At 75.2% G+C, this 22,399-nt stretch carries 12 protein-coding genes; 11 read left to right on the top strand and 1 reads right to left on the bottom strand.

What is annotated here, in order from left to right:
- Positions 1 to 4 precede the first annotated feature (4 nt).
- The 7 genes from ELQ39_RS00655 (at position 5) to hflX (ending at position 17,994) form a co-directional block, all read left to right on the top strand.
- Positions 5 to 4,660 (top strand): type I polyketide synthase, encoded by a 4,656-nt coding sequence (locus ELQ39_RS00655; RefSeq protein ID WP_277994575.1) that lies wholly within the window; start codon positions 5 to 7, stop codon positions 4,658 to 4,660.
- Positions 4,661 to 4,703: 43 nt separating this feature from the next.
- Positions 4,704 to 10,166, top strand: coding sequence for an SDR family NAD(P)-dependent oxidoreductase (locus ELQ39_RS00650; protein WP_443334319.1), 5,463 nt, complete (start codon positions 4,704 to 4,706; stop codon positions 10,164 to 10,166).
- A 10-nt stretch (positions 10,167 to 10,176) separates the two neighbouring features.
- Positions 10,177 to 11,544 carry a cytochrome P450 family protein gene (locus tag ELQ39_RS00640; protein ID WP_277994574.1) on the top strand — a complete coding sequence of 456 codons (1,368 nt, stop codon included), beginning with the start codon at positions 10,177 to 10,179 and terminating at the stop codon, positions 11,542 to 11,544.
- Positions 11,532 to 12,842, top strand: coding sequence for an activator-dependent family glycosyltransferase (locus tag ELQ39_RS00635; RefSeq protein ID WP_190005741.1), 1,311 nt, complete (start codon positions 11,532 to 11,534; stop codon positions 12,840 to 12,842). The genes ELQ39_RS00640 and ELQ39_RS00635 overlap by 13 nt, the downstream gene beginning before the upstream one ends.
- A complete protein-coding gene (locus tag ELQ39_RS00630) occupies positions 12,839 to 13,582 on the top strand; it encodes a class I SAM-dependent methyltransferase (protein WP_242590533.1) in 744 nt (247 codons plus the stop codon). Before ELQ39_RS00635 ends, ELQ39_RS00630 begins: the two co-directional genes overlap by 4 nt.
- A 412-nt stretch (positions 13,583 to 13,994) precedes the next feature.
- Complete coding sequence (locus ELQ39_RS00625; RefSeq protein WP_242590532.1) at positions 13,995 to 16,526, top strand: glycoside hydrolase family 3 protein; 2,532 nt, start codon at positions 13,995 to 13,997, stop codon at positions 16,524 to 16,526.
- 106 nt (positions 16,527 to 16,632) lie between these two features.
- Complete coding sequence (hflX, locus tag ELQ39_RS00620; protein ID WP_225626585.1) at positions 16,633 to 17,994, top strand: GTPase HflX; 1,362 nt, start codon at positions 16,633 to 16,635, stop codon at positions 17,992 to 17,994.
- Positions 17,995 to 18,074: 80 nt separating this feature from the next.
- On the opposite strand, the gene rfbH is transcribed toward hflX, so the two are convergent.
- Positions 18,075 to 19,373 carry a lipopolysaccharide biosynthesis protein RfbH gene (rfbH, locus tag ELQ39_RS00615; protein ID WP_242590531.1) on the bottom strand — a complete coding sequence of 433 codons (1,299 nt, stop codon included), beginning with the start codon at positions 19,371 to 19,373 and terminating at the stop codon, positions 18,075 to 18,077.
- 236 nt (positions 19,374 to 19,609) lie between these two features.
- On the opposite strand from rfbH, the gene ELQ39_RS00610 reads away from it, so the two are divergent.
- From ELQ39_RS00610 to ELQ39_RS00595, 4 genes are all read left to right on the top strand, one after another.
- Positions 19,610 to 19,792, top strand: coding sequence for a DUF5302 domain-containing protein (locus ELQ39_RS00610; RefSeq protein WP_190005736.1), 183 nt, complete (start codon positions 19,610 to 19,612; stop codon positions 19,790 to 19,792).
- A gap of 300 nt (positions 19,793 to 20,092) precedes the next feature.
- Positions 20,093 to 21,013 (top strand): mycothiol conjugate amidase Mca, encoded by a 921-nt coding sequence (gene mca, locus ELQ39_RS00605; protein WP_242590530.1) that lies wholly within the window; start codon positions 20,093 to 20,095, stop codon positions 21,011 to 21,013.
- A 95-nt stretch (positions 21,014 to 21,108) separates the two neighbouring features.
- On the top strand, positions 21,109 to 21,570 hold the full coding sequence (locus ELQ39_RS00600; RefSeq protein ID WP_225626574.1) for a nuclear transport factor 2 family protein: 462 nt from the start codon (positions 21,109 to 21,111) through the stop codon (positions 21,568 to 21,570).
- A 185-nt stretch (positions 21,571 to 21,755) separates the two neighbouring features.
- Positions 21,756 to 22,220, top strand: a complete 465-nt coding sequence (locus ELQ39_RS00595; RefSeq protein ID WP_242590525.1) for a hypothetical protein — start codon at positions 21,756 to 21,758, stop codon at positions 22,218 to 22,220.
- Positions 22,221 to 22,399: the final 179 nt, after the last annotated feature.

Below are 22,399 nucleotides of genomic sequence, written 5' to 3'. Positions count from 1 at the left end.
AGACATGGCGAACGAAGACAAGCTCCGCGACTACCTGAAGCGGGCGACCACCGAACTGCACCGCACCAGCGAACGCCTGCGGGACCTGGAGGCGCGGGCCCACGAGCCCGTCGCGATCGTCGGCATGGCCTGCCGCCTGCCAGGCGGCGCCGCCTCACCCCAGGCGCTGTGGGAGCTGGTGTCCACCGGCACCGACGCGGTCTCCCCCCTGCCCGGCGACCGCAACTGGGACACCACGGGCCTGTACGACCCCGACCCGGACGCGGCCGGCCGCACCTACTGCCGCGAAGGCGGTTTCCTGCCGGACGCGGGCGCCTTCGACGCGGCGTTCTTCGGCATCTCACCGCGCGAGGCGGTGGCCATGGACCCCCAGCAGCGGCTGCTGCTGGAAACCTCCTGGGAAGCCCTGGAGCGCGCGGGCGTCGACCCGCGCTCCCTGCGCGGATCCCGCACCGGCGTGTTCGTCGGCGCCTGGGACAGCGGCTACACCTCCACCGTCCGCGAGCCCTCGGCCCAACTGGAGGGCGACCTGCTCACCGGAGGCGTCGTCAGCTTCAGCTCCGGCCGCATCTCCTACACCCTCGGCCTGGAAGGGCCGTCGGTGACCGTGGACACCGCCTGCTCCTCCTCCCTGGTCGCCCTGCACCAGGCCGTCCGCGCCCTGCGCGCCGGGGAGTGCGACCTCGCCCTCGCGGGCGGCGTCACCGTCATGTCCACCCCGGCCGTCTTCGTCCAGTTCTCCCGGCAGCGGGGCCTCGCGGCCGACGGCCGGTGCAAGGCGTTCGCCGACGCCGCCGACGGCTTCGGTCCCGGCGAGGGCGCCGGCATGCTCCTCGTGGAGCGACTGTCCGACGCGGTACGCCGGGGCCACCGCGTCCTGGCGGTCCTGCGGGGCTCCGCCGTCAACCAGGACGGCGCCAGCAACGGCCTCACCGCTCCCAGCGGCGCCGCCCAGCAGCGTGTGATCCGCCAGGCCCTCACCGACGCCGGACTCACCGCCGCCGACATCGACGCCGTGGAGGCGCACGGTACGGGCACCCGCCTGGGCGACCCGATCGAGGCCCACGCCCTCATGGACACCTACGGCCGCGCCCGGGCCGCCGAACGCCCCCTGTGGCTGGGCTCGCTGAAGTCCAACATCGGCCACACCCAGGCCGCCGCCGGCGTCGCGGGCGTCATCAAGATGGTGATGGCGCTGCGCGCCGGTGTCCTGCCGAAGACCCTGCACGTCGACACGCCCTCCGCGGAGATCAACTGGTCAGCCGGCGGCGTGGAACTGCTGACGGAGAGCCGTGACTGGCCCCAGAGCACCGACGGCCGTCCCCGCCGGGCGGGTGTGTCGTCGTTCGGGGTGAGCGGGACCAACGCGCACGTGATCCTGGAGCAGGCGCCGGCCGTCGAGGCGGTCGGGGAGCCGGCCGTGGTGCGTGACCTGCCGGTGGTCCCGCTGGTGGTCAGCGCCAAGTCCCGGGCCGCACTGGAGGACCAGTCCGCGCGCGTGCGCAAGCTGCTGGAGCCGGCCGGTGCGCCGCGTCCACTGGACGTGGCCTACAGCCTCGCCACCGAACGCTCCGTCCTGGAGCACCGCTCGGTGACGCTGGACCAGGTCACGGTGGAGGGGGTGGTGTCGGCGTCGCCTGGCCGGACGGTGCTGGTGTTCCCGGGTCAGGGGACGCAGTGGGCGGGGATGGGCCGGGAACTGCTGGACACCGCCCCGGTGTTCGCGGCGCGTATGGCGGAGTGTGCGGGGGCGTTGGCGCCGTTCGTGGACTTCGATCCCGTCGAAGTGCTGCGTTCCGGTGCGGCGTTGGAGCGGGTGGAGGTGATCCAGCCGGTCACCTGGGCGGTGATGGTGTCGCTGGCGGAGTTGTGGCGGTCGTTGGGTGTGGTGCCGGACGCGGTGGTGGGGCATTCACAGGGCGAGATAGCCGCTGCCGCGGTCAGTGGTGCGCTGTCGTTGGAGGACGCGGCGCGTGTGGTGGCTCTGCGGGCGCAGGTGATCGGCCGGGAGCTGGCCGGTCTGGGCGGTATGGCGTCGGTGTCGCTGCCGCGTGCGGAGGTCGAGGCACGCCTGGCCTCCGGCTGGGAAGGCCGGTTGGATGTGGCCGCGGTGAACGGCCCCTCCAGCACGGTCGTCGCCGGGGACGCGGACGCGATCGTGGAGTTCGTGGAGGCCTGCCGGGCCGAGAAGATCCGGGCCCGTCAGGTTCCCGTGGACTACGCCTCGCACTCCGCGCACGTCGAGCGCATAGAGGCGGAGCTTCTCGAGGTCCTCGCCCCGATCACCCCGCTTGAGGCAAGTATCCCCTTCTATTCCACGGTGGACGCGGCACCCGTGGACACCGCGTCGCTGGATGCGCGCTACTGGTACCGCAATCTGCGTCACACCGTCCGCTTCGAGGAGACCGTCCGGCTGCTCACGTCCAAGGGCTTCGGTACCTTCGTGGAGTCCAGCGCGCACCCCGTGCTCACGATGGGCGTGCAGGAGACGGCCGACGTGACGGCCGTCGGATCGCTCCGCCGCGACGAGGGCGGACTGGCCCGCTTCCTCACCTCGGCCGCCGAACTCTTCGTCCACGGAACGCCCGTCGACTGGGCGCCCCTCTTCGACGGCACCGGCGCCCGGCACGTCGACCTGCCCACCTACCCCTTCCAGCACCAGCACTACTGGCTGGAGCCCGGCACCCGTTCCGACGCCGGCCGGGCCACCGGCACCGATGCCTGGCGTTACCGGGTGACGTGGCAGGGGCTGGGGTCGGCCGGGGATGTTGCCGGTTCGCTCGGTGGGCGTTGGCTGGTGGTGGTTCCCGGGGGTGTGGGGTCCGGGGTGGCCGACGAGGCCGTGGCGGTGCTGAGCGGTGCGGGGGCGGCGGTCGAGCGGCTGGTGGTGGACCCGGTGTCCGTCGGGCGGGCGGAGCTGGCCGAGCGGCTGGCGGCCCACGGTGACCTCACCGGCATCCTCTCCCTCCTCGGCCTCGATGAGCGGGCCCATCCGCGCGACCACGGGCTGCCGCTCGCGGTGAGCGGGACGACCGCGCTCGCCCAGGCCGCCGTCGACTCCGGCACCGCCGCCGCGCTGTGGGCCCTCACCCAGGGAGCCGTCGCCGTCTCACCCGCAGAGCGGCCGTCCCCCGCCGGCGCCCAGGTCTGGGGGCTGGGGCGGGGCATCGCACTGGAGCACCCCCGGTTGTGGGGCGGCCTGGTGGACCTGCCCGCCGAACCGGACGCGCGCGCCTGGCAGCGGGTCGTCGCCGCGCTGGCCGGCCGGGACGACGAGGACCAGATCGCCGTACGGGCGTCCGGAACCTACGGCCGCCGGCTCGCCCCGGACGCCACCGCGCCCGTCCGCCGCGCCTACACCCCGCGTGACACCGTCCTGGTCACCGGCGGCACCGGGGCCCTCGGCGGGCACGTCGCCCGCTGGCTCGCCGCCGCCGGCGCCGGACACCTGGTGCTCACCGGCAGGCGCGGGCCCGACGCCCCCGGCGCCGGGGAACTCGCCGCCGAACTGCGCGCGCTGGGCGCCGAGGTGACCGTCGCCGCCTGCGACGTCGCCGACCGGGACGCGCTCGCCGCGCTGCTGGCGGAGCACCCGCCCACCGCCGTCTTCCACACCGCCGGCGTGCCGCACTCCGAGGCCTTCCTCGACACCGGCCTCGACTCCCTGGCGGACGTGTACGGGGGGAAGGTCGCGGGTGCGCTGCACCTGGACCAGTTGACGCGGTCGCTGGAACTGGACGCGTTCGTGCTGTACGCCTCGGGCGCGGGCGTGTGGGGCAGCGGGGGCCAGAGCGCCTACGGTGCGGCCAACGCGGCACTGGACGCGCTGGCCGAGCGGCGCCGTGCGCAGGGTCTGCCGGCCACGTCCGTCGCCTGGGGGCTGTGGGGCGGCGGCGGCATGGGCGAGGGCGCCGGCGAGGAGTTCCTCGGCAGCCGCGGCCTGCGCACCATGGACCCGGCGATGGCCGTCCGCGCCCTGGCCGACGCCCTGGACCGCGACGACGTCTGCGTCGCCCTGGCCGACCTGGACTGGCCGCTGTTCGCCCGCTCGTACTGCGCCCTGCGGCCCAGCCCGCTCATCGGCCGGCTGCCCGGCGTGCGTGAGGCGCTGGGCCGGGACGACGACGGCGGCGAGCCGGCCGCCCTCGGACCGGTCGCGCACCTCGCCGACGTGGACCCCGCCGAGCGGTACGAGACCGTGCTCGCCGAAGTGTGCGGCGGCGTCGCGGCCGTCCTCGGCCACAGCGGACCGGAGGACGTCGACCCGGACCAGGCGTTCAGCGCCCTCGGGTTCAGTTCACTGACCGCGAGCGAGTTCGCCGCGCGGCTCGGCCGGGCCACCGGACGCAAACTGCCCCCGACCCTGGTCTTCGACCACCCGACGGCGTCCGCCCTGGCCGAGTACCTCGTCGGACTGCTCGCACCGGACGAGGACCAGGCAGGGGCGGCCGACCCGGAGGAGGCGGCCGTCCGGGCCGCGCTCGCCGGCGTCCCGCTGCCGGTGCTGCGGGAGGCGGGACTGCTGGACACCCTGCTGGCACTGGCGTCGCCCGAGCGATTCTCAGGTGCCACCCGATTCACTGAGCCGGACGGCGGTGCCGACATCGACGCCCTGGACGACGAGGCACTGATCGAACTGGCGTTGCGCGACGCCGCCTGAGCCGTCGCACGCCCGCCGAGAGAGGTGACCCTCACCGATGGCCATGTCCTCCGAGAAGCTGATGGAGGCGCTGCGGACCTCACTGAAGGAGACCGAGCGGCTCCGCCGGCGCAACCGGGAACTCACCGAGGCAGCGCACGAGCCGGTCGCCGTGGTCGGCATGGCCTGCCGGTACCCGGGCGGGGTGGACTCGCCTCAGGCCCTGTGGCGCCTGGTCGACTCCGGGACGGACGCCGTCGGACCGTTCCCGCGGGACCGCGGCTGGGACGTGGCCGCCCTGTACGACCCCGACCCCGAGTCGGAGGGCACCACGTACTGCGCCGAGGGCGGGTTCCTCTCCGGCGTGGCCGACTTCGACGCCGCGTTCTTCGGCATCTCGCCCCGCGAGGCGGTCGTCATGGACCCCCAGCAGCGGCAGCTCCTGGAGACCAGTTGGGAGGCCCTGGAACGCACCGGGCTGGACCCGCGCACCCTGCGCGGCTCCGGCACCGGCGTGTACGTCGGCGCCGCGCACGGCGAGTACGCCACGGACCCCCGGCGCGTCCCGGCCGGTTCTGAGGGTTACCTGCTCACCGGCAGCGCGGACGCCGTGCTGTCCGGGCGCATCAGCTACGTCCTCGGCCTCGAGGGCCCGGCGATGACCGTCGAGACGGCCTGCTCCTCCTCCCTCGTCGCCGTGCACCTGGCCGTCGCCGCCCTCCGGCGCGGCGAATGCGGGCTGGCGCTGGCGGGCGGAGTGGCGGTGATGCCGGACGCCGCCGCCTTCGTGGAGTTCTCCCGGCAGAAGGGCCTGGCCGCCGACGGCCGCTGCAAGGCCTTCTCGGCCGACGCCGACGGCACCGGGTGGGCCGAGGGCGTCGGCGTCCTGGTGCTGGAACGGCTCTCCGACGCCGTACGCGCCGGACGCACCGTCCACGCCGTCATCCGCGGCACGGCCGTCAACCAGGACGGCGCCAGCAACGGGCTGACCGCCCCCAACGGCCCCTCCCAGCAGCGCGTGATCCGCCGGGCGCTCGCCGACGCGGGCCTGGAACCCCGGGACGTCGACGCCGTCGAGGCGCACGGCACGGGCACCCGGCTCGGCGACCCCATCGAGGCCCAGGCACTGCTCGACGTCTACGGGGCCGGCCGGCCGGACGGGCATCCGCTGTGGCTCGGCTCGCTCAAGTCGAACTTCGGCCACGCGCAGGCGGCGGCCGGGGTCGGCGGCATCATCAAGACGGTCGAGGCGATGCGTCACGGCCGACTGCCGCGGACCCTGCACGCCGAGACGCCCACCCCGCACGTGGACTGGTCCGCCGGCCGCGTCCGCCTCCTGACCGAGCCCGTCCCCTGGCCCCCCGCCGACGGCCGTCCGCGCCGTGCCGGCGTCTCCGCCTTCGGCGTCGGCGGCACCAACGCCCACGTCGTCCTGGAGGAACCCCCCGCCCCGCCCCCGGGTCCGCCGGGCACCACGCGGCCCTCCGCGCCCGCCGCGGCGTCCACGGCCGTCTCCGGCCTCGTCCCGTGGTTCGTCTCCGGGCGGTCCGGCCAGGCCCTGCGGGCACAGGCGTCCAGGCTGCGCGAGCACATCGCCGCCGCGACCGGCACCGGACCGCGCGACCTCGGGTACGCCCTCGCCGCCACCCGCTCCGCCTTCGAGCACCGTGCCGTGCTCCTCGGCGACACCCCGGACCGGCTGGCCGCCGCGCTGGACGCGCTCGCCGCCGGGGAAGAGCACCCCTTCCTCGTCCGCGGCGTCTCCCGCCGCGACGCGAAGACCGCGTTCCTCTTCACCGGCCAGGGCAGCCAACGGCTCGGCATGGGGCGCGCACTGCACGCCGCGCACCCCGTGTTCGCCGAGGCGTTCGACGCCGTGGCCGCCCGCCTCGACCCCGGACTGGACCGGCCGCTGGCCGCGCTCCTCGACGACGAGCAGGCCCTGCACCGCACCCAGAACGCGCAGGCCGCCCTCTTCGCCCTGGAGACCGCCCTCTTCCGGCTCCTGGAGGACTGGGGCGTGCGCCCCGATGTCCTCCTCGGGCACTCCGTGGGCGGCATCGCCGCCGCCCACGCCGCGGGCGTCCTGGACCTCGACGACGCCTGCGCCCTGGTCGCCGCCCGCGGCCGGCTGATGCGGGCCCTGCCCGCGGGCGGCGCGATGCTCTCCGTACGCGCCTCGGAGGACGAGGTGCGCGCCTTGCTGGACGCGGACCCGACGGTGGACGTGGCCGCCGTCAACGGGCCCCGTTCCGTGGTCGTCTCCGGCGCCGCCGCCTCCGTGGAGCGGATCGGGGCCGCGCTGCGGGCCCTCGGCCACCGCACCAAGCCGCTGACCGTCAGCCACGCCTTCCACTCCCCGCTGATGGAGCCGATGCTGGAGGAGTTCCGCGCGCTGGCGAACCGGCTCACCTACCGGACGCCCCGCATCCCCGTCGTCTCCGACCTCACCGGCCGCCGCGCCACCGGCGACGACCTGCGCACCGGCGCCTACTGGGCCCGGCACGTGCGCGGCACCGTCCGCTTCGCCGACGCCGTCCGCACCGCCCGGGACCTCGGCGCCGCCACCTTCGTGGAGCTGGGGCCGGACGCCGTGCTGTGCGGCGCGGTCGAGGAAACCCTCGCGGACGGTGCGGACGGCGCGGACCCGGGCACGGTGCCCCTGCTGCGCCGGGACCGCGACGAGCGGGCCACGCTGCTGCGGGGCGTCGCCACCGCCCACACCCGCGGTACCTCCCTTGAGCGGGCGCGCCTCTTCCCGGACCCTCCCGCCTCCGCGGTGCCGCTGCCGGTGTACGCCTGGCAGCACCGCCGGTACTGGATCGAACCCACGCCGCGGAACCCGGACCGGGCCGGCGGACCCCGCCGTTACCGGATCACCTGGCGTCCCCTCCCGGCCGGCCGGACCGGACCGGACGGCACCTGGCTCCTGGTCGAGCCCCGCACCGGGTCCGCCGCCGGGGACGCGGCGGCGCGGGCCCTCACCGCGCGCGGCGTCACCGTCCACCGCCTCGCCGCCGACCCCGCCACCGCCGACCGCCGCACCCTCACCGCCGCCCTGCGCGAGGCGCACACCGACGCCGGCCCCCTCGACGGGGTGCTGTCCCTGCTCGGCCAGGACGACCCGGCCCCGGACCACCCGGCGTGGTCCGGCACCGCCCTGGCGGCCGACCCGGTCCCCGCCCCGCTGCGGGCCACCCTGGCCCTCGCCCAGGCCCTGGCGGACAGTGCGGTGCCCGCCCGCCTGTGGTGCGTCACCCGGGGGGCCGTGGCCGTCGCGCCCGGGGAACCGCCCGGTGTCGCGGGCGCCGCCCTGTGGGGCCTCGGCCGTACCGCCGCCCTCGAACTGCCCGCCCGGTGGGGCGGCCTGGCCGATCTGCCGCCGGAGCCCGGCCCCGCCGACTGGGACCGGCTCGCCACCGTCCTCGCGGGCGACGAGGACCAGGTCGCCGTACGCGCCGACGGCCTGCACGGCCGCCGGCTCACCCCCGCGCCCCGGCCCGCTGCCGCCCCGTACCGGGCACACGGCACGGTGCTGATCACCGGCGGCACCGGAGCGCTCGGCGGCCGGCTCGCCCGCCGCCTCGCCCGGGAGGGGGCGAGCCACCTGCTGCTGCTGGGCCGCCGCGGCCGTCGCAGCCCCGGCGCCGACGCCCTGGAGGCGGAACTCCTCGCCCTGGGCGCCAAGGTGACCTTCGCCGCCTGCGACGTCGCCGACCGGGACGCGCTCGCCGAGGTGCTCGCCGCCGTCCCCGCCGACGCACCGCTGACCGCCGTGTTCCACGCGGCGGGCGTCCCGCAGGTCGCCCCGCTCACCGGGACCGGACCGGACCTCGTCCGCGAGGTGTACGGGGGGAAGGTGGCGGGCGCGCTGCACCTGGACGAGTTGACGCGGTCGCTGGAACTGGACGCGTTCGTGCTGTACGCGTCGGGCGCCGGTGTGTGGGGGAGCGCCGGCCAGAGCGCATACGGTGCGGCGAACGCGGCGCTGGACGCGCTGGCCGAGCGGCGCCGTGCGCGGGGTCTGCCGGCCACGTCCGTCGCCTGGGGTCTGTGGGGCGGCGGCGGCATGGGCGACCTCGGCGACGGCGCCGGCACGGCCCATCTGCGCCGTCGCGGGATACGGCCGATGGATCCCGAGGACGCGCTCACCGAGCTGCTGCGGGCCGTCGGCGCGGGCGAGACGACCGTCACCGTCACGGACACCGACTGGCCCCGGTTCGCCGCCGGGTTCACCGGCCACCGGTCCAGCCCCCTGATCGAGGAGCTGGCACCCGCCCCCGCCCCGGACGGTGACGGCCTGGACGGCGAAGTCCCGGTCGGAACGGCACCGGAGACCGCCCCGCGCGGTCTGCCCCGCGAACGCGCCCGCGCACTGGCCGCCCTCGACCCGGCCGCCCGCGCCGCCGCCGTGCGCACCCTGGTGTGCACCGAGGCCGCCGCCGTGCTGGGCCTCGACGGAGCCGACGACGTCGCCACCGACACACCGTTCACCCACAGTGGTTTCGACTCCCTCGCCCTCACCCGCCTGCGGCGCCGCCTGGCCGGCGCCACCGGCACCGAACTGGCGCCGGAGACCCTCCTGGAGCACGACACCCCCGACGCGCTCTCCGCCCACCTGCTGGATCTGCTCGGCCGCGGGGAACCGGACGCCCCGCCCGCCACGGCTCCCGACGGCACCCTGGTCGCCCTGTACCGCGCGGCGCTGGACGACGGCCGGGTGGGCGATGCCGTGGACGCCCTGTCGGCCGTGGCCGCGCTGCGCCCGGCGTTCACCACCGCCACCCGGCGGCCGACCCGCCCCGTCCGACTCGCGGAAGGACCCGGGGAAAGTCCCGGGAACAGCCGTGGGGACGGCCCGCTGCTGATCGCGCTGGCCGGCACCGCCGCCGTGTCCGGCCCCGCGGAGTTCACCGCCCTCGCCGCCGCGCTGGCCGACCGGCGCACCGTACTGGCCCTGCCTCAGCCGGGGTTCCGGTCCGGCGAGCCGCTGCCGGACTCCCTGGCGGCGCTGTGCGCGGCGCACGCCGACAGCCTCGCCGAGCACACCGCCGGCCGGCCCTACGTCCTGATCGGCCACTCCGCCGGCGCCAACCTGGCCCACGCCCTCACCGCCCACCTGGAGAGCGAGGGGCGCACCGGGCCGGCCGGCCTCGTCCTCGCCGACATCTACACCCCCGCCGACCCCGGCGCGATGGGCGTCTGGCGGGACGTCATGCTGCGCTGGGCCGGCGACCGCGCGGTCGTGCCGCTCGACGACACCCGGCTCACCGCCATGGGCGCCTACCACCGACTGCTCCAGGACTGGCGGCCGCGGCCCACCCGCGCCCCCGTGCTGCACCTCAGGGCCGGCCTGCCGATGGCCCCCTGGACCGACCCGGACCGGGACTGGCGCTCGGTGTGGGACGGCGCCCACACCACCGCCGACATACCCGGCAACCACTTCACGATGATGACCGAGCACGCCCCGGAGACGGCCCGCGCCGTCGACGCCTGGACCGGGGCGCTGCCCGGCGGTGACCGATGAGGAGCCGCACATGACCGCAGAGCCGCTGCCCGCCGAGGCCGTCCCGGCGAAGCCGCTGTCCGCCGAGCCGATCCCGGCGCAACCGTCGCCGGGCGCACACCGGCCCGCCGAGCCGCCCACCCCCGAAGCGCCCGCCCCCGCGGAGCCCTCCGCGGAACCGGCGCCCCCCGCCCCCGCCGGGCCCGCGGCCCGGGACGTCGCCCTGGCGGAGGCCCGGGTCGCGCGGCGCAACCAGCTCACCCGTGCCGCCCAGTGGTTCGCGGGCATCGAGGACGACCCGTACGGGCTGCTCCTGCGCGCCGGACGGGACGACCCCGCCGTCCACGAGGAGCGCGTCCGCGCGCAGGGGCCGCTCCACCGCAGCGCACCGCTGGACACCTGGGTCACCGCCCACCGGGCCGTCGCCGAACAGGTCTTCACCGACCCGGCCTTCGACGGCACCGGCCCCGACGGAACCCCCGTCGGCCGGGACGACCTGCCCTACCGCAGCGACCTGCTCGCCCTGGACCGGGCCACCGCCGCCCGCCTCGCCCCGCTGACCGCGTTCGGCGGCCCGCTGCTGTGGGCGCAGGAGGAGGACTGCGTGGCGCAGCGCGCCGCCACCTACGCCCGGCGGCTCCTGGAGGGCTGCGGCGAGTACTTCGACCTCGCCGAGGACTTCGCCCGCCGGCTCGTCGGGCCGGTCCTCGCCGAGCAGCTCAGCCTGCCCGACGCCGCCCACGAGGAGTTCGCCCGCGTCCTGCCCGACTGCCGGCACGCCCTGGACGGCCTGGTCTGCCCCCAGCCGTACGCCACCGCCCGCGCGACCCGCGCCGCCGAGGCCGCCGTCACCGGGCTGCTCGCCCGGCACCTGTCCGACGCCGGCGAGGACGCCGTACGGGCCGCCGGCGTGCTGGCCGTCGGCGCCGCCGAGCCCACCGCCGTACTCCTCGTCGAGACGGTACGGCGCCTGCGCGCCCGGCCCGGTGCCTGGGAACGCCTCACCGCCGACCCGGCGCTCGCCGCCGACGCCGTCCGGGACACCCTGCGCACGGCCCCGCCGGTCCGCCTGGAAACCCGGATCACCCGCACCGCGACGACCCTGGCCGGCACCCCACTGCCCGCCGGGAGCCGGGTCGTCGTCCTGGTCGCCGCCGCCCACCGCGACCCCGCCGCACCGGCCGGCGCCGCACCCCTGGGCTTCGCCCCGGACCTGCACTTCGCGCTGTCCGCGACCCTGATCACGGTGCTGGCCACCGCCGCGCTGCGCACCCTGGCCGAGACCCTGCCCCACCTGCGGGAAGCCGGCGAGCCGGTGACCCGGCCGCGGTCGCCCGTCCTGCTCGCCCCCGCCCGTTTCCCGGTCGCCAAAAGGGAGTCGACGCCATGCGCGTCCTGATCACGTGCTTCGCGCACAACACCCACTACCACCCGCTGGTGCCCCTGGCCTGGGCGCTGCGCGCGGCCGGCCACGAGGTCCGGGTGGCCAGCCAGCCCGCCCTCACCGAGGTCGTCAACGGCTCCGGCCTGACCGCGCAGCCCGTCGGCGACCTGGACTCCATCACCGAGCTGATGACACAGATCGCCGGCGACCCCACCCCCTACCAGCGGGGCCTGGACTTCGCCGAGACCCGCCACCTGCCCTACGGCTGGGAGCACGCCCTCGGTCAGCAGACCATGATGACCGCGATGTCGTTCGCGCCCCTCAACGGCGACACCACGATCGACGACCTGGTGGACGTGGCCCGTTCCTGGCGGCCCGACCTGATCGTCTGGGAGCCCTTCACCTACGCCGGTGCCATCGCCGCGCACGTGACCGGAACCCCGCACGCCCGGGTCCTGTGGGGGCCGGACGTCGTCCTGAACGCCCGTGGCCAGTTCCTCGACCTGATGAGCCGTCAGCCCGCGGAGCGGCGCGAGGATCCGATGGCGGAGTGGCTGACCTGGACCCTGGAGCGCCACGGCATCACCCCCGACGCCGCCGAGATCGAGAACATCGTGACCGCCGACTGGACCGTCGACCCGGCCCCGGCGAGCCTGCGCCTGCCCGCCGTCGGTGACGTCCTGCCCATGCGCTACGTCCCCTACAACGGGCCGTCCGTCGTCCCCGACTGGCTGCGGACACCGCCCGACCGCCCCCGGGTCTGCCTCACCCTCGGCGTCTCCGCCCGCGAGACCTTCGGCCGCGACGCCGTTCCCTTCGAGGACCTGCTGCACGCCCTGGGCGACGTGGACGCCGAGATCGTCGCCACCCTCGACGCCGCCCAGCTCGCCGACCGCGACGCGCTGCCCGCCAACATCCGCGTCGTCGACTTCGTCCCCCTGGACGCCCTGCTGCCCAGTTGCGCGGCGATCGTCCACCACGGCGGCGCCGGCACCCACTCCACCGCCACGCTGCACGGCGTGCCTCAGATCATCGTCGGCGCCCTGTGGGACGCCCCGCTCAAGGCGCTGCTGCACGCCGAGGCCGGCGCGGGCATCGACCTGCCGCCGGACAAGCTGGACACCGACACGCTGCGTGCCGCGATCATCCGGGCCGTCGAGGACCCGGCGCTGGCCGCGGGGGCCCGGCGGCTGCGCGAGCAGGCCCTCGCCGACCCCTCCCCGGCCGCCGTCGTGACCCGGCTCGAACACCTCACGGCGGCCCACCGCGACCGCCACCGCACCGCACCCCGACGCCGAGGAGAGTCCCAGTGACCACCACCGACGCCCGTCCCGCCGACGGCTACACGGGCGCCATCGCCCGGGTCTACGACCTGGTGCACCAAGGCAAGGGCAAGGACTACGCCCGGGAGGCGGCCGATCTGGCCGACCTGGTCACCGGCCGGGTCCCCGGCGCCGACAGCCTCCTGGACGTGGCCTGCGGCACCGGCCTGCATCTGGCCCACCTGACGGGCCGCTTCACGCGGGCCGAGGGGCTGGAGCTGTCCCCGGACATGCTCGCCGCGGCCCGGCACCGCAACCCGGGCACCACGGTCCACCACGGTGACATGCGCGACTTCGCCCTGGACACCACGTACTCGGCCGTCACCTGCATGTTCAGCTCCATCGGCCACATGGCCGACCAGAGTGAACTGGACGCCGCCGTGGCCTCCTTCGCCGCCCACACCGCACCCGGCGGTGTCGTCGTGGTCGAACCCTGGTGGTTCCCGGACACGTTCACCCCCGGTTACGTCGGCGCCGCCGTCGTGGAGGCCGAGGGCAAGACCATCTCCCGGGTCTCCCACTCCCGGCTGGAGGACGATGCCACCCGCATCGACGTGCACTACCTCGTCGCCGAACCCGGACGGGGCATCGAGCACCTCTCGGAGAGCCACCGCATCACCCTGTTCCCGCGCTCCGCCTACGAGCTGGCCTTCGAACGCGCCGGACTCGGCACCGAGTTCCTCCCCGGCGGACCCTCCGGCCGCGGCCTGTTCCTCGGCACCCGCCCCTGACCGCCCCCGAACCGGCACCACCAGCCCGCCACGGCGACGATCCAGGCGCCTGCGAGCCCCATCGCCCCTCGGGAGCGACCGGAGAACCACCGGAGAACCGCTCGCAGTCCGCTGGAGGGCCGACCCCGCGCCGGCCCCCGGCTGTGAGCGCCGCGCATGCCGCGCCGCGCCGCTCCTCGGGCCATCGGCCCAGGCGGCGTCCGGGATCCGGTGCCCGGGCCACCGCCCCCGCCCGGCCCGCCCGCCCTCGTGGTGCGCGTGCCGCCCCCGCCGGGGCCCCCGCGGCCGATTGCCCGCCCGGACCAGGGCGGTTACGTTCCCGCGGGGAGCGCGAGCCGAGTCGCCGGGGCGACATGACACCCCATCAGCCACACCCGGCCCTGTCGGGCCGACCGACACCTACGGAGACCTCATGCTCTTCCGCCGCGGCCCAGGGGAGCCCCGCCCCCGCCCCCGTTCCGGCACGCCCGGCCGGCGCCGCCCCGTCCGGCCCGCACGGCTGCTGGCCGCCGCCGTAGCCCTCGGGTGCGCGAGCGGCCTGCTCACCCCGGCCACGGCGGCCCCGGCGCCCGCCCCCGCCGCGCAGGAGGGGAGCGACCGCGTCCAGTCGCTGGTCGCCCTGATGACCCTGGACGAGAAACTGTCCTTCGTCCACTGGACCGCCGGTCCCGAGAACGGGCCGCTCGCCCGCGGCGTCGGCCACCTGCCCGGCGTGCCCCGCCTCGGCATACCCCCGCTCCAGGTCTCCGACGGCCCGACGGGCATACGCCTCAACGGCGTCCGCGCCACCACCCTGCCCACCCCGACCGCGCTCGCCGCCACCTTCGACGACGGCCTCGCCCGGGAGTACGGCAAGGTGCTGGGCCACGAGGGCCGCGCACTCGGGCAGGACGTGGTGCTCGCTCCCATGGTCAACACCATCCGGGTGCCGCACGGCGGACGGAACTTCGAGACCTTCAGCGAGGACCCGCTGGTCACCGCCCGCACGGCCGCCGCCGAGATCGAGGGCATCCAGAGCCAGGGCCTGATGGCCACGGTCAAGCACTTCGCCGGCAACAACCAGGAGACCGACCGCTTCACCGTCGACGCGGCCATCGACGAACAGACCCTGCACGAGGTCGAACTGCCCGGCTTCCAGGCCGCCGTCGACGCCGGCGCCGCCGCCGTCATGTGCTCCTACAACCAGGTCAACGGCGCCCACTCCTGCGGCAACGAAGGCCTGCTGCGCTCCGTGCTGCGCGACCAGTGGGACTTCAAGGGCTGGGTCATGTCCGACTGGCTGGCCACCCACGCCACCAGCGACCTCACCAAGGGACTCGACCAGGAACTCGGCCTCGAGATGGGCAAGCCCACCGATCCCGTCCCGGACACCCGCTACTTCGGGGCCGCCCTGAAGGCCGCCGTCCAGGACGGCACCGTCCCCGAGACCGCCCTCGACACCGCGGTGACCCGCATCGTCGGCCGGATGGAACGTTTCGGGCTGCTCGCCACCACCGCCCCGGCCCGCCCCGTGCGCGACACGGCAGCCGGACGCGCCACCGCACGCAAGATCGCCGAGAACGGCGCCGTCCTGCTGCGCAACACCACCACCGGCGACCGCCCCGCCCTGCCCCTGACCGGCACGGCCGGCGCCGACCTCGCCGTCATCGGCGACAGCGCCAAGCACCCCAAGGTCTCCGGCCTGGGCAGCGCCCACGTCGTCCCGGACGCCGCCGCGGCGCCCCTCGACGCGCTGCGCGAGCGCGCGGGCACGGACGCGAGCGTCACCTACGAGCCCGGCATCGACCGGTTGGGCAGCCCCCTGACCGCCGACAGCCTCAGCCCCGCCTTCACCAACGGCAGGCAGCTCGACGCGGGCGGCGACCGCCAGTTCTACGAGGGCACCCTGACCGTGCCCGCCGACGGCGACTACCGCATCGGCGTGCGGGTCGACGGCGGCATGGCGATCCTCCAGATCGACGGCCAGAGCCCGGTCTACGCCGCCGACTCCTTCAGCGACACCACCAGCGTCCCGATGAAGCTCACCCGCGGCACCCACCGGGTCACCATGAGCGGCTGGGCGTGGCCGGACCGGCCGCTGGAGGTCGACCTGACCTGGGTCACGCCCCAGCAGGCCGCCGCCGACTTCGACCGTGCCGTGGCCGCGGCGGCCGCCGCCGAGACCGCGGTCGTCTTCGCCCAGGACGAGGGCTCCGAGGGCTACGACCGGCCCTCGCTCTCCCTGCCCGACGGCCAGGACCGGCTCATCGCGGCCGTCGCCGAGGCCAACCCGAACACGGTCGTGGTCCTCAACACCGGTTCCTCGGTGCTCATGCCCTGGCTCGACGACACCGCCGCCGTACTCCAGATGTGGTACCCCGGCCAGGAAGGCGCGCAGGCCACCGCCGCCCTGCTGTACGGCGACGCCAACCCGGGCGGCAAGCTCACCCAGACCTTCCCCGCCGCCGAGGACGCCCACCCCATGGCCGGGCACCCCGAGCGCTTCCCCGGCGTCGACGGCGAGCAGCAGTACAGCGAAGGCGTGCACGTGGGCCACCGCTGGTACGACCAGCAGGGCGTCCGGCCGCTCTTCGCGTTCGGTCACGGACTGTCGTACACCTCCTTCGGCTACCGGGACCTCGCCGTCGAGCGCACGGACGCCGGCGCCGTGGTGCGGGTCACCGTGCGCAACACCGGTGAGCGCACCGGCAAGGAGGTCGTCCAGGTCTACCTGGGCCCGGGCACGCGGACGGACGTACCGCAACCGGTCAGGAAGCTGGCCGGATACACCAAGGTGACGCTCGCGCCGGGCCAGGAGAGACGCGTGACCGTTCCGGTCGACGCCCGCGCGCTGCGCTACTGGGACGCGGCCCGGGACGCCTGGCAGCCCGCGCCCGGTGCCCGTACGGTCCAGGTCGGCTCCTCATCGGCCGACATACGCCTCACCGGCCGCCTCGCGGGCTGACCCCGGCCGACCGCACGCCGCGACCCCCCACCGCTCCCGACCGAGGGAAACCGAAAGGAACACGTTGACGAACCACACGAGCGACACGCCGCGGACCCGAACCGTCATCGGCCCCGCCGACGCCATCGACGCCACCGAGGAGACCGGCCTGCGCCACGTGGCCGGCCTGTCCACCGACCTCAGGGACGTCGTCGAGGTCGAGCAGCGCCAAGTGCGCCTGGAACGCGTGGTACTGGCCGGCGTCTGGACCTCCGGCACGGTCGCCGAGGCCGAGAGTTCCCTGGCCGAGCTGGCCGCCCTCGCCGAGACCGCCGGAGCCCTCGTCCTCGACGGGGTGGTCCAGCGCAGGGACAAGCCCGACCCGGCCACCTACATCGGCTCCGGCAAGGCCGCCGAACTGCGCGACCTCGTCGAGCAGACCGGCGCCGACACCGTCGTGTGCGACGGCGAGCTGAGCCCGGCCCAACTGGTGCGGCTGGAGGAGGTGGTGAAGGTGAAGGTGGTCGACCGGACCGCCCTGATCCTCGACATCTTCGCCCAGCGCGCCACCTCCCGCGAGGGCAAGGCGCAGGTCGCCCTCGCGCAGATGCAGTACATGCTGCCCCGGCTGCGCGGCTGGGGCGCGTCGCTGTCCCGGCAGATGGGCGGCGGCGGGGGCGGCGGCATGGCCACCCGCGGCCCCGGCGAGACCAAGATCGAGACGGACCGGCGGCGGCTGCGCGACAAGATGGCCAAGATGCGCCGGGACATCGAGGACATGAAGACCTCCCGGGACCTCAAGCGGCAGGAACGGCGCCGCAACAAGGTCCCCTCGGTCGCCCTCGCCGGCTACACCAACGCCGGCAAGTCCTCCCTGCTCAACCGGCTCACCGGCGCCGACGCCCACGTGCAGAACGCGCTGTTCGCCACCCTCGACCCGACCGTGCGCCGCACCGAGACGCCCGCCGGCCGCGCCTACACCCTGGCCGACACCGTCGGTTTTGTACGGCACCTGCCGCACCAGTTGGTCGACGCCTTCCGCTCCACCCTGGAGGAGGTCGCCGAGGCGGACCTGATCCTGCACGTCGTCGACGGTTCGCACCCTGACCCCGAGGCGCAGATCGAGGCGGTCCGCGCCGTCATCGGCGAGGTGGGCGGCGCGGGCGTGCCCGAGGTTGTCGTGATCAACAAGGCGGACGTCGCGGCCCCGGCGACCCTGGAGCGCCTGCTGGCCGCCGAACCCGGCGCGGTCACCGTCTCGGCCCGCTCCGGTGACGGCATTGACGCCCTGCGCGCCCGGGTCGAGGAGGAACTTCCGCACCCCGACACCGAGATCGAGGTCCTGGTCCCCTACACGGCCGGCCACCTGGTCGCCCGCATCCACTCCTCCGGCGAGGTCCTCGCCGAGGCCCACGAGGAGGACGGCACCCGCATCAAGGCCAACGTGGAGGCCCGGTTGGCCGCCGAACTAGCCGAGTACGCCGTCTGACACCGGCTCTCCGCACCCGCCGCGCCGACGGCGCGGCGGGTGCGGCACGTCCGGGCCACGGCTCACCGACGACCGCGGTGTCAGCCGCGGGTGGTGAACTCCCTTACGGAGGCGATCACGTAGTCCAGCATCTCCTCCGTCAGCCCCGGGTAGACCCCGATCCAGAACGTCTGGTCGGTGATCAGGTCGCTGTTGACCAGCGGCTCGGCGATCCGGTGCGGGCGGTCGGCGTAGGCGGGGTGGCGGGTGAGGTTGCCCGCGAAGAAGCGCCGGGTGTGGATCCGGCGGGACTCCAGGAAGTCGACCAGCGCGGCCCGGCTGTAGGACGCCTCGGGCGAGACGGTGATCAGGAAGCCGAACCAGCTCGGGTCGCTGTCCGGGGTGGCCTCCGGCAGCAGCAGACCCGGCAGCCCCTCCAGACCCTCCCGCAGGTGCCGCCAGTTGCGGCGGCGGGCGGCGCCGAACTCGTCGATCCGCTGCAACTGGCTCAGTCCCAGGGCCGCCTGGAGGTCCGTGGCCTTCAGGTTGTACCCCACGTGGGAGAAGATGTACTTGTGGTCGTAGCCGTGCGGCAGCTTGCCCATCTGCTGGTCGAAGCGCTTCATGCACCGGTTGTCCTCGCCCGGCTCGCACCAGCAGTCCCGGCCCCAGTCGCGGAACGACTCCACGATCCGGGCCAGGGCCAGGTTGCTGGTCAGCACACAGCCGCCCTCGCCCATCGCGATGTGGTGCGCCGGGTAGAAGCTCGTCGTCGACAGGTCGCCGAAGGAGCCGGTGCGCCTGCCCCGGTAGGTGGAGTCCACCCCGTCGCAGTTGTCCTCGACGAAGAACAGGTTACGGTCCTCGGCCAGTTGGGCGACCTCCTCGACCTGGAAGGGGTTGCCGAGCGAGTGCGCGATCATGATGGCCCGGGTCCGGGGACCGATGGCCGCGGCGATCCGCTCCGGCGTGGTGTTGTACGTGCCCAGCTCGACGTCCACGAAGACCGGGACCAGCCCGTTGTGCAGGATCGGGCTGACCGTGGTCGGGAAGCCGGCGGCCACCGTCACGACCTCGTCGCCGGGCCGCAGACGCTGCTCCTCCAGCTGCGGTGAGGTCAGCGAGCTGAGCGCCAGCAGGTTCGCCGACGAACCGGAGTTCGTCAGGTGGGCCTTGCGGGTGCCGATGAACCGGGCGAAGTCCCGCTCGAAGCGGCGGGAGGAGGGCCCGGCGGCGATCCGCATGTCCAGCGCGGCCGACACCAGCGCCAGCCGGTCCTCGGCGCTGAGCACCGCACCGGAGACCTGCACGGCGCTCTCGCCGGGCACGAACGGCCCCGGCGTGCGCTCCCGGTGGTACTCACGGACGAGCTCTTCGATCCGGTCCTTGGTCTCGCCCATGGCCGTTCCTTCCCAGATGGCACCGACTGACGGAAATCCCGAGCGTAGGACCGGCGCGGCATGAGATCGCCTGAGTACCGGTCGAGTTCCGACGGCTTCCGGACCCTGATTCGAGGGGTTGGCGAGGGGGCGGCGCGGGACTGGCGTAATTCCTTCGCCGCCCGCCGGACACCCCTGACGCCGTGCCGCCGCGAATGTCACAGTGAATCCGCTCGACAACTCGCATGGAGGTACGCATGACCGAACAGCCGGAACAGAACGCCACCGAGAGCGAGGCCAAGCTCAAGTTCCGCCAGGCCCTTGAGCGCAAGGCCAACAACGCCCGATCCCAGCGCGCCCACCTGGAAAGCCGCCTGAAGATCAAGGGAAGCGGAGGTGCCAACAACAGCACCCGACGCTTCCGCCGTAAGTCCGGCTGACCTCTCCCGACGCAGCCGAAGGGCCGCGGTACCTCCCCTCACCGGAGGTGCCGTGGCCCTTTTTCGCGTCATTCCCCCGCGCCATTCTCGAATGCCGCCCGAGTATGACCGGAGAACGGCTCGAGCATTCCAGGTCCCATGCATGGGATCCGGCCGAGTCGCCCGCTTCCCGAGCTTTTTCCGACCTGGCGGACCGCCGACGTCCGGCCCGTTTCCCTGGGGCGGATCTCGACCGTTTCTCGAGTGACCGTCCATAGAGTCTCGTGCGGAACGGCCACAATCCGAGGAAAGGAGGCCGTTATGACCGGTGTGACACGGCTCCGGCTGATGGCGGTCCACGCCCACCCGGCCGACGAATCCGGCAAAGGAGCGGCGTCCCTGGCGAAATACGCCGCCGAGGGCGCCGACGTACTCGTGGTCACCTGTACCGGAGGGGAGCGGGGGAGCATCCTCAACCCCGTGTACCCGCGCCACCTCGGTCCGGTCGACATGGGCGCGGTGCGCGCCCGCGAGATGGAACGGGCCCGGCGGATCCTCGGCGTCCGGCACCACTGGCTGGGCCACGCCGACTCCGGCCCGGCCCGGCCCGGCGCACCGCTGCCCGGGGGCTGTTTCGCCCGCGCCGACCTCACGGCGGCGACCGCGGGGCTGGTGCGGCTGATCCGGCGCTTCCGCCCGCACGTCATCACCACCCACGACCAGGAGGGCGGCCACCCGCACCCCGACCACGTCATGGCGCACCGCGTCACGGCGGCGGCCTTCACCGAGGCCGGCGACCCCACGGCGCACCCGGGCACCGGACAGCCCTGGCAGCCCCTCAAGCTGTACTACGGCCACGGCTCGCACCCGGCGCGCCGCACGGCGCTGCACCTGGCCATGCGGCGGCGCGGCAGCACCCTGCCCTGCGCGCCCCCGCCCGGCGAGCCGGCCCACCAGCCGCACCTGACGACCCGTGTCCCGTGCGCCGAGTACTTCCCGCTGCGCGACCGGGCCCTGCTCGCCCACGCCTCGCAGGTCGACCCCCACGGCGTCTGGTTCGCCGTGCCGACCTCGGTTCAGCAGGAGGTGTGGCCCACCGACGACTACACGCTGGCGCGTTCCCTGGTCCCGGCCGACCTGCCGGAGGACGACCTGTTCGCCGGCATCACCGCGACCGGCGGCACCGGCACCGCCGCCGGCCTCGCGCCGCTTCCGTCGGACGCCGCCGTGGTGGCGCCGTGAGGACGGCCCTCCCGTCCATCGCCGACCGGCGCGCCTGACCCTTCCCGGCGTTCCCCGTCACCTCGGGGACACGGACGGAAACGGAGGCCGAGACCATGACCGCCGACCTGGCGGGCACCGTGGAACACCCGTTCACGAGACGGGAGTTCGCGGCCCTGTACGCGCAGGCGCAGCGCTACTACGCGCACCAGATGCGGATCCTGGACGCGCCGGACACCGAAAGCTGGGCGGCCACCTTCACCGAGGACGCCGTCCTGGAACTGCCGTCCCTGCCCGGGCCCGTGCCGGCCCACGCCCAGCTCACCCACTACGCGCGCGCCCGCGCCGCACGGCAGCGGCGGGCCGGCGGCCGCCTCGACCACTGGGTCGGCATGCTCGACGTACGGCCCCAGGCGGACGGATCGCTGCGCACCCGCTGCTCCGCCCTCGCGTACGTGACACCGGCCGGGGGCGGACCCAGGGTTCTGTACGTGTGCGTCATGGAGGACGTCCTCGTGTGCACCCACGGCGCCTGGTGCACCGCGCACCGCCGGGTGATCCGGGACGACCTGGCCTGAGGCGCCTCCTGTCGCCGCGCCGCGAGGGCGGGCCGAGGGCGCTGTCAGGCCCGTGTCAGAGCTGCGTGGCCGGTCCCCGGCATGCTGGGGGCGACCGTCCACGGCACGCATCGTGACCCCGTACGCCCCGCACGACCCCAGGGAAGCACCTGTACCGAGAGCAGCCGTACGCCGAGGAGGCAGCCATGCCGGACCACGAGCCGGTACCGCACCCGGGCGAGGACGACATCGCCTCCCGTGCCTGGGCCGAGGCTTTGGAGATGGCCCACGGGGACCCGGACCGCGCCCCCGGCGAGTTGGTGGCCGCCGCGCTGGAGGCGCACCGCGAGCTGTCCCGGGCGCTCGGGCGGACCGTGCCGGTCACGGCGCTCGGACCGGACGGCGGCGTGCGGGGACTGGCCGCCTTCGTCGCCGTCTACGCCGCCCGGCGCGACCGGCGGACCGGCCGCGCCCCTGACTCAGACCAGAGCGGTGAACGCGTCGACGACGTCGTCGAGTTCGCGGCTGTGCACGGTGAGCGACTCGGCCGTGACCGCCGCCGCGTCGAGCACCGCGAGCACGGAACGCAGGCTGTCGACACCGGCGTCCCCGGCCATCCGGAGAGTGAGTGTCGCGGGGTCGCTCCACGCGTCGCCCAGGCCCGGCCCTGATCCGGCACCGAAGGCGGCACCGGCCCGGTCGAGCGCGCGCACGTCGGCGAACCGAAGACGGATGAGACCACCCGGGGGATCGCTCCACGGACCATCCTGCGGGCCGCTCCACGGACCCCCCGGCGGGGTGCCCCGCGGTGGCCGGGGCTCGGCACCGCCGCGGTCGCTGGGCCCAGCGG

The sequence above is a fragment of the Streptomyces sp. GB4-14 genome, assembly GCF_022696125.1.
Classification (GTDB): Bacteria; Actinomycetota; Actinomycetes; order Streptomycetales; family Streptomycetaceae; genus Streptomyces; species Streptomyces werraensis.
Note: the sequence above shows the minus strand (reverse complement) of the source record. Positions and strands in the feature narration are given on the sequence as shown.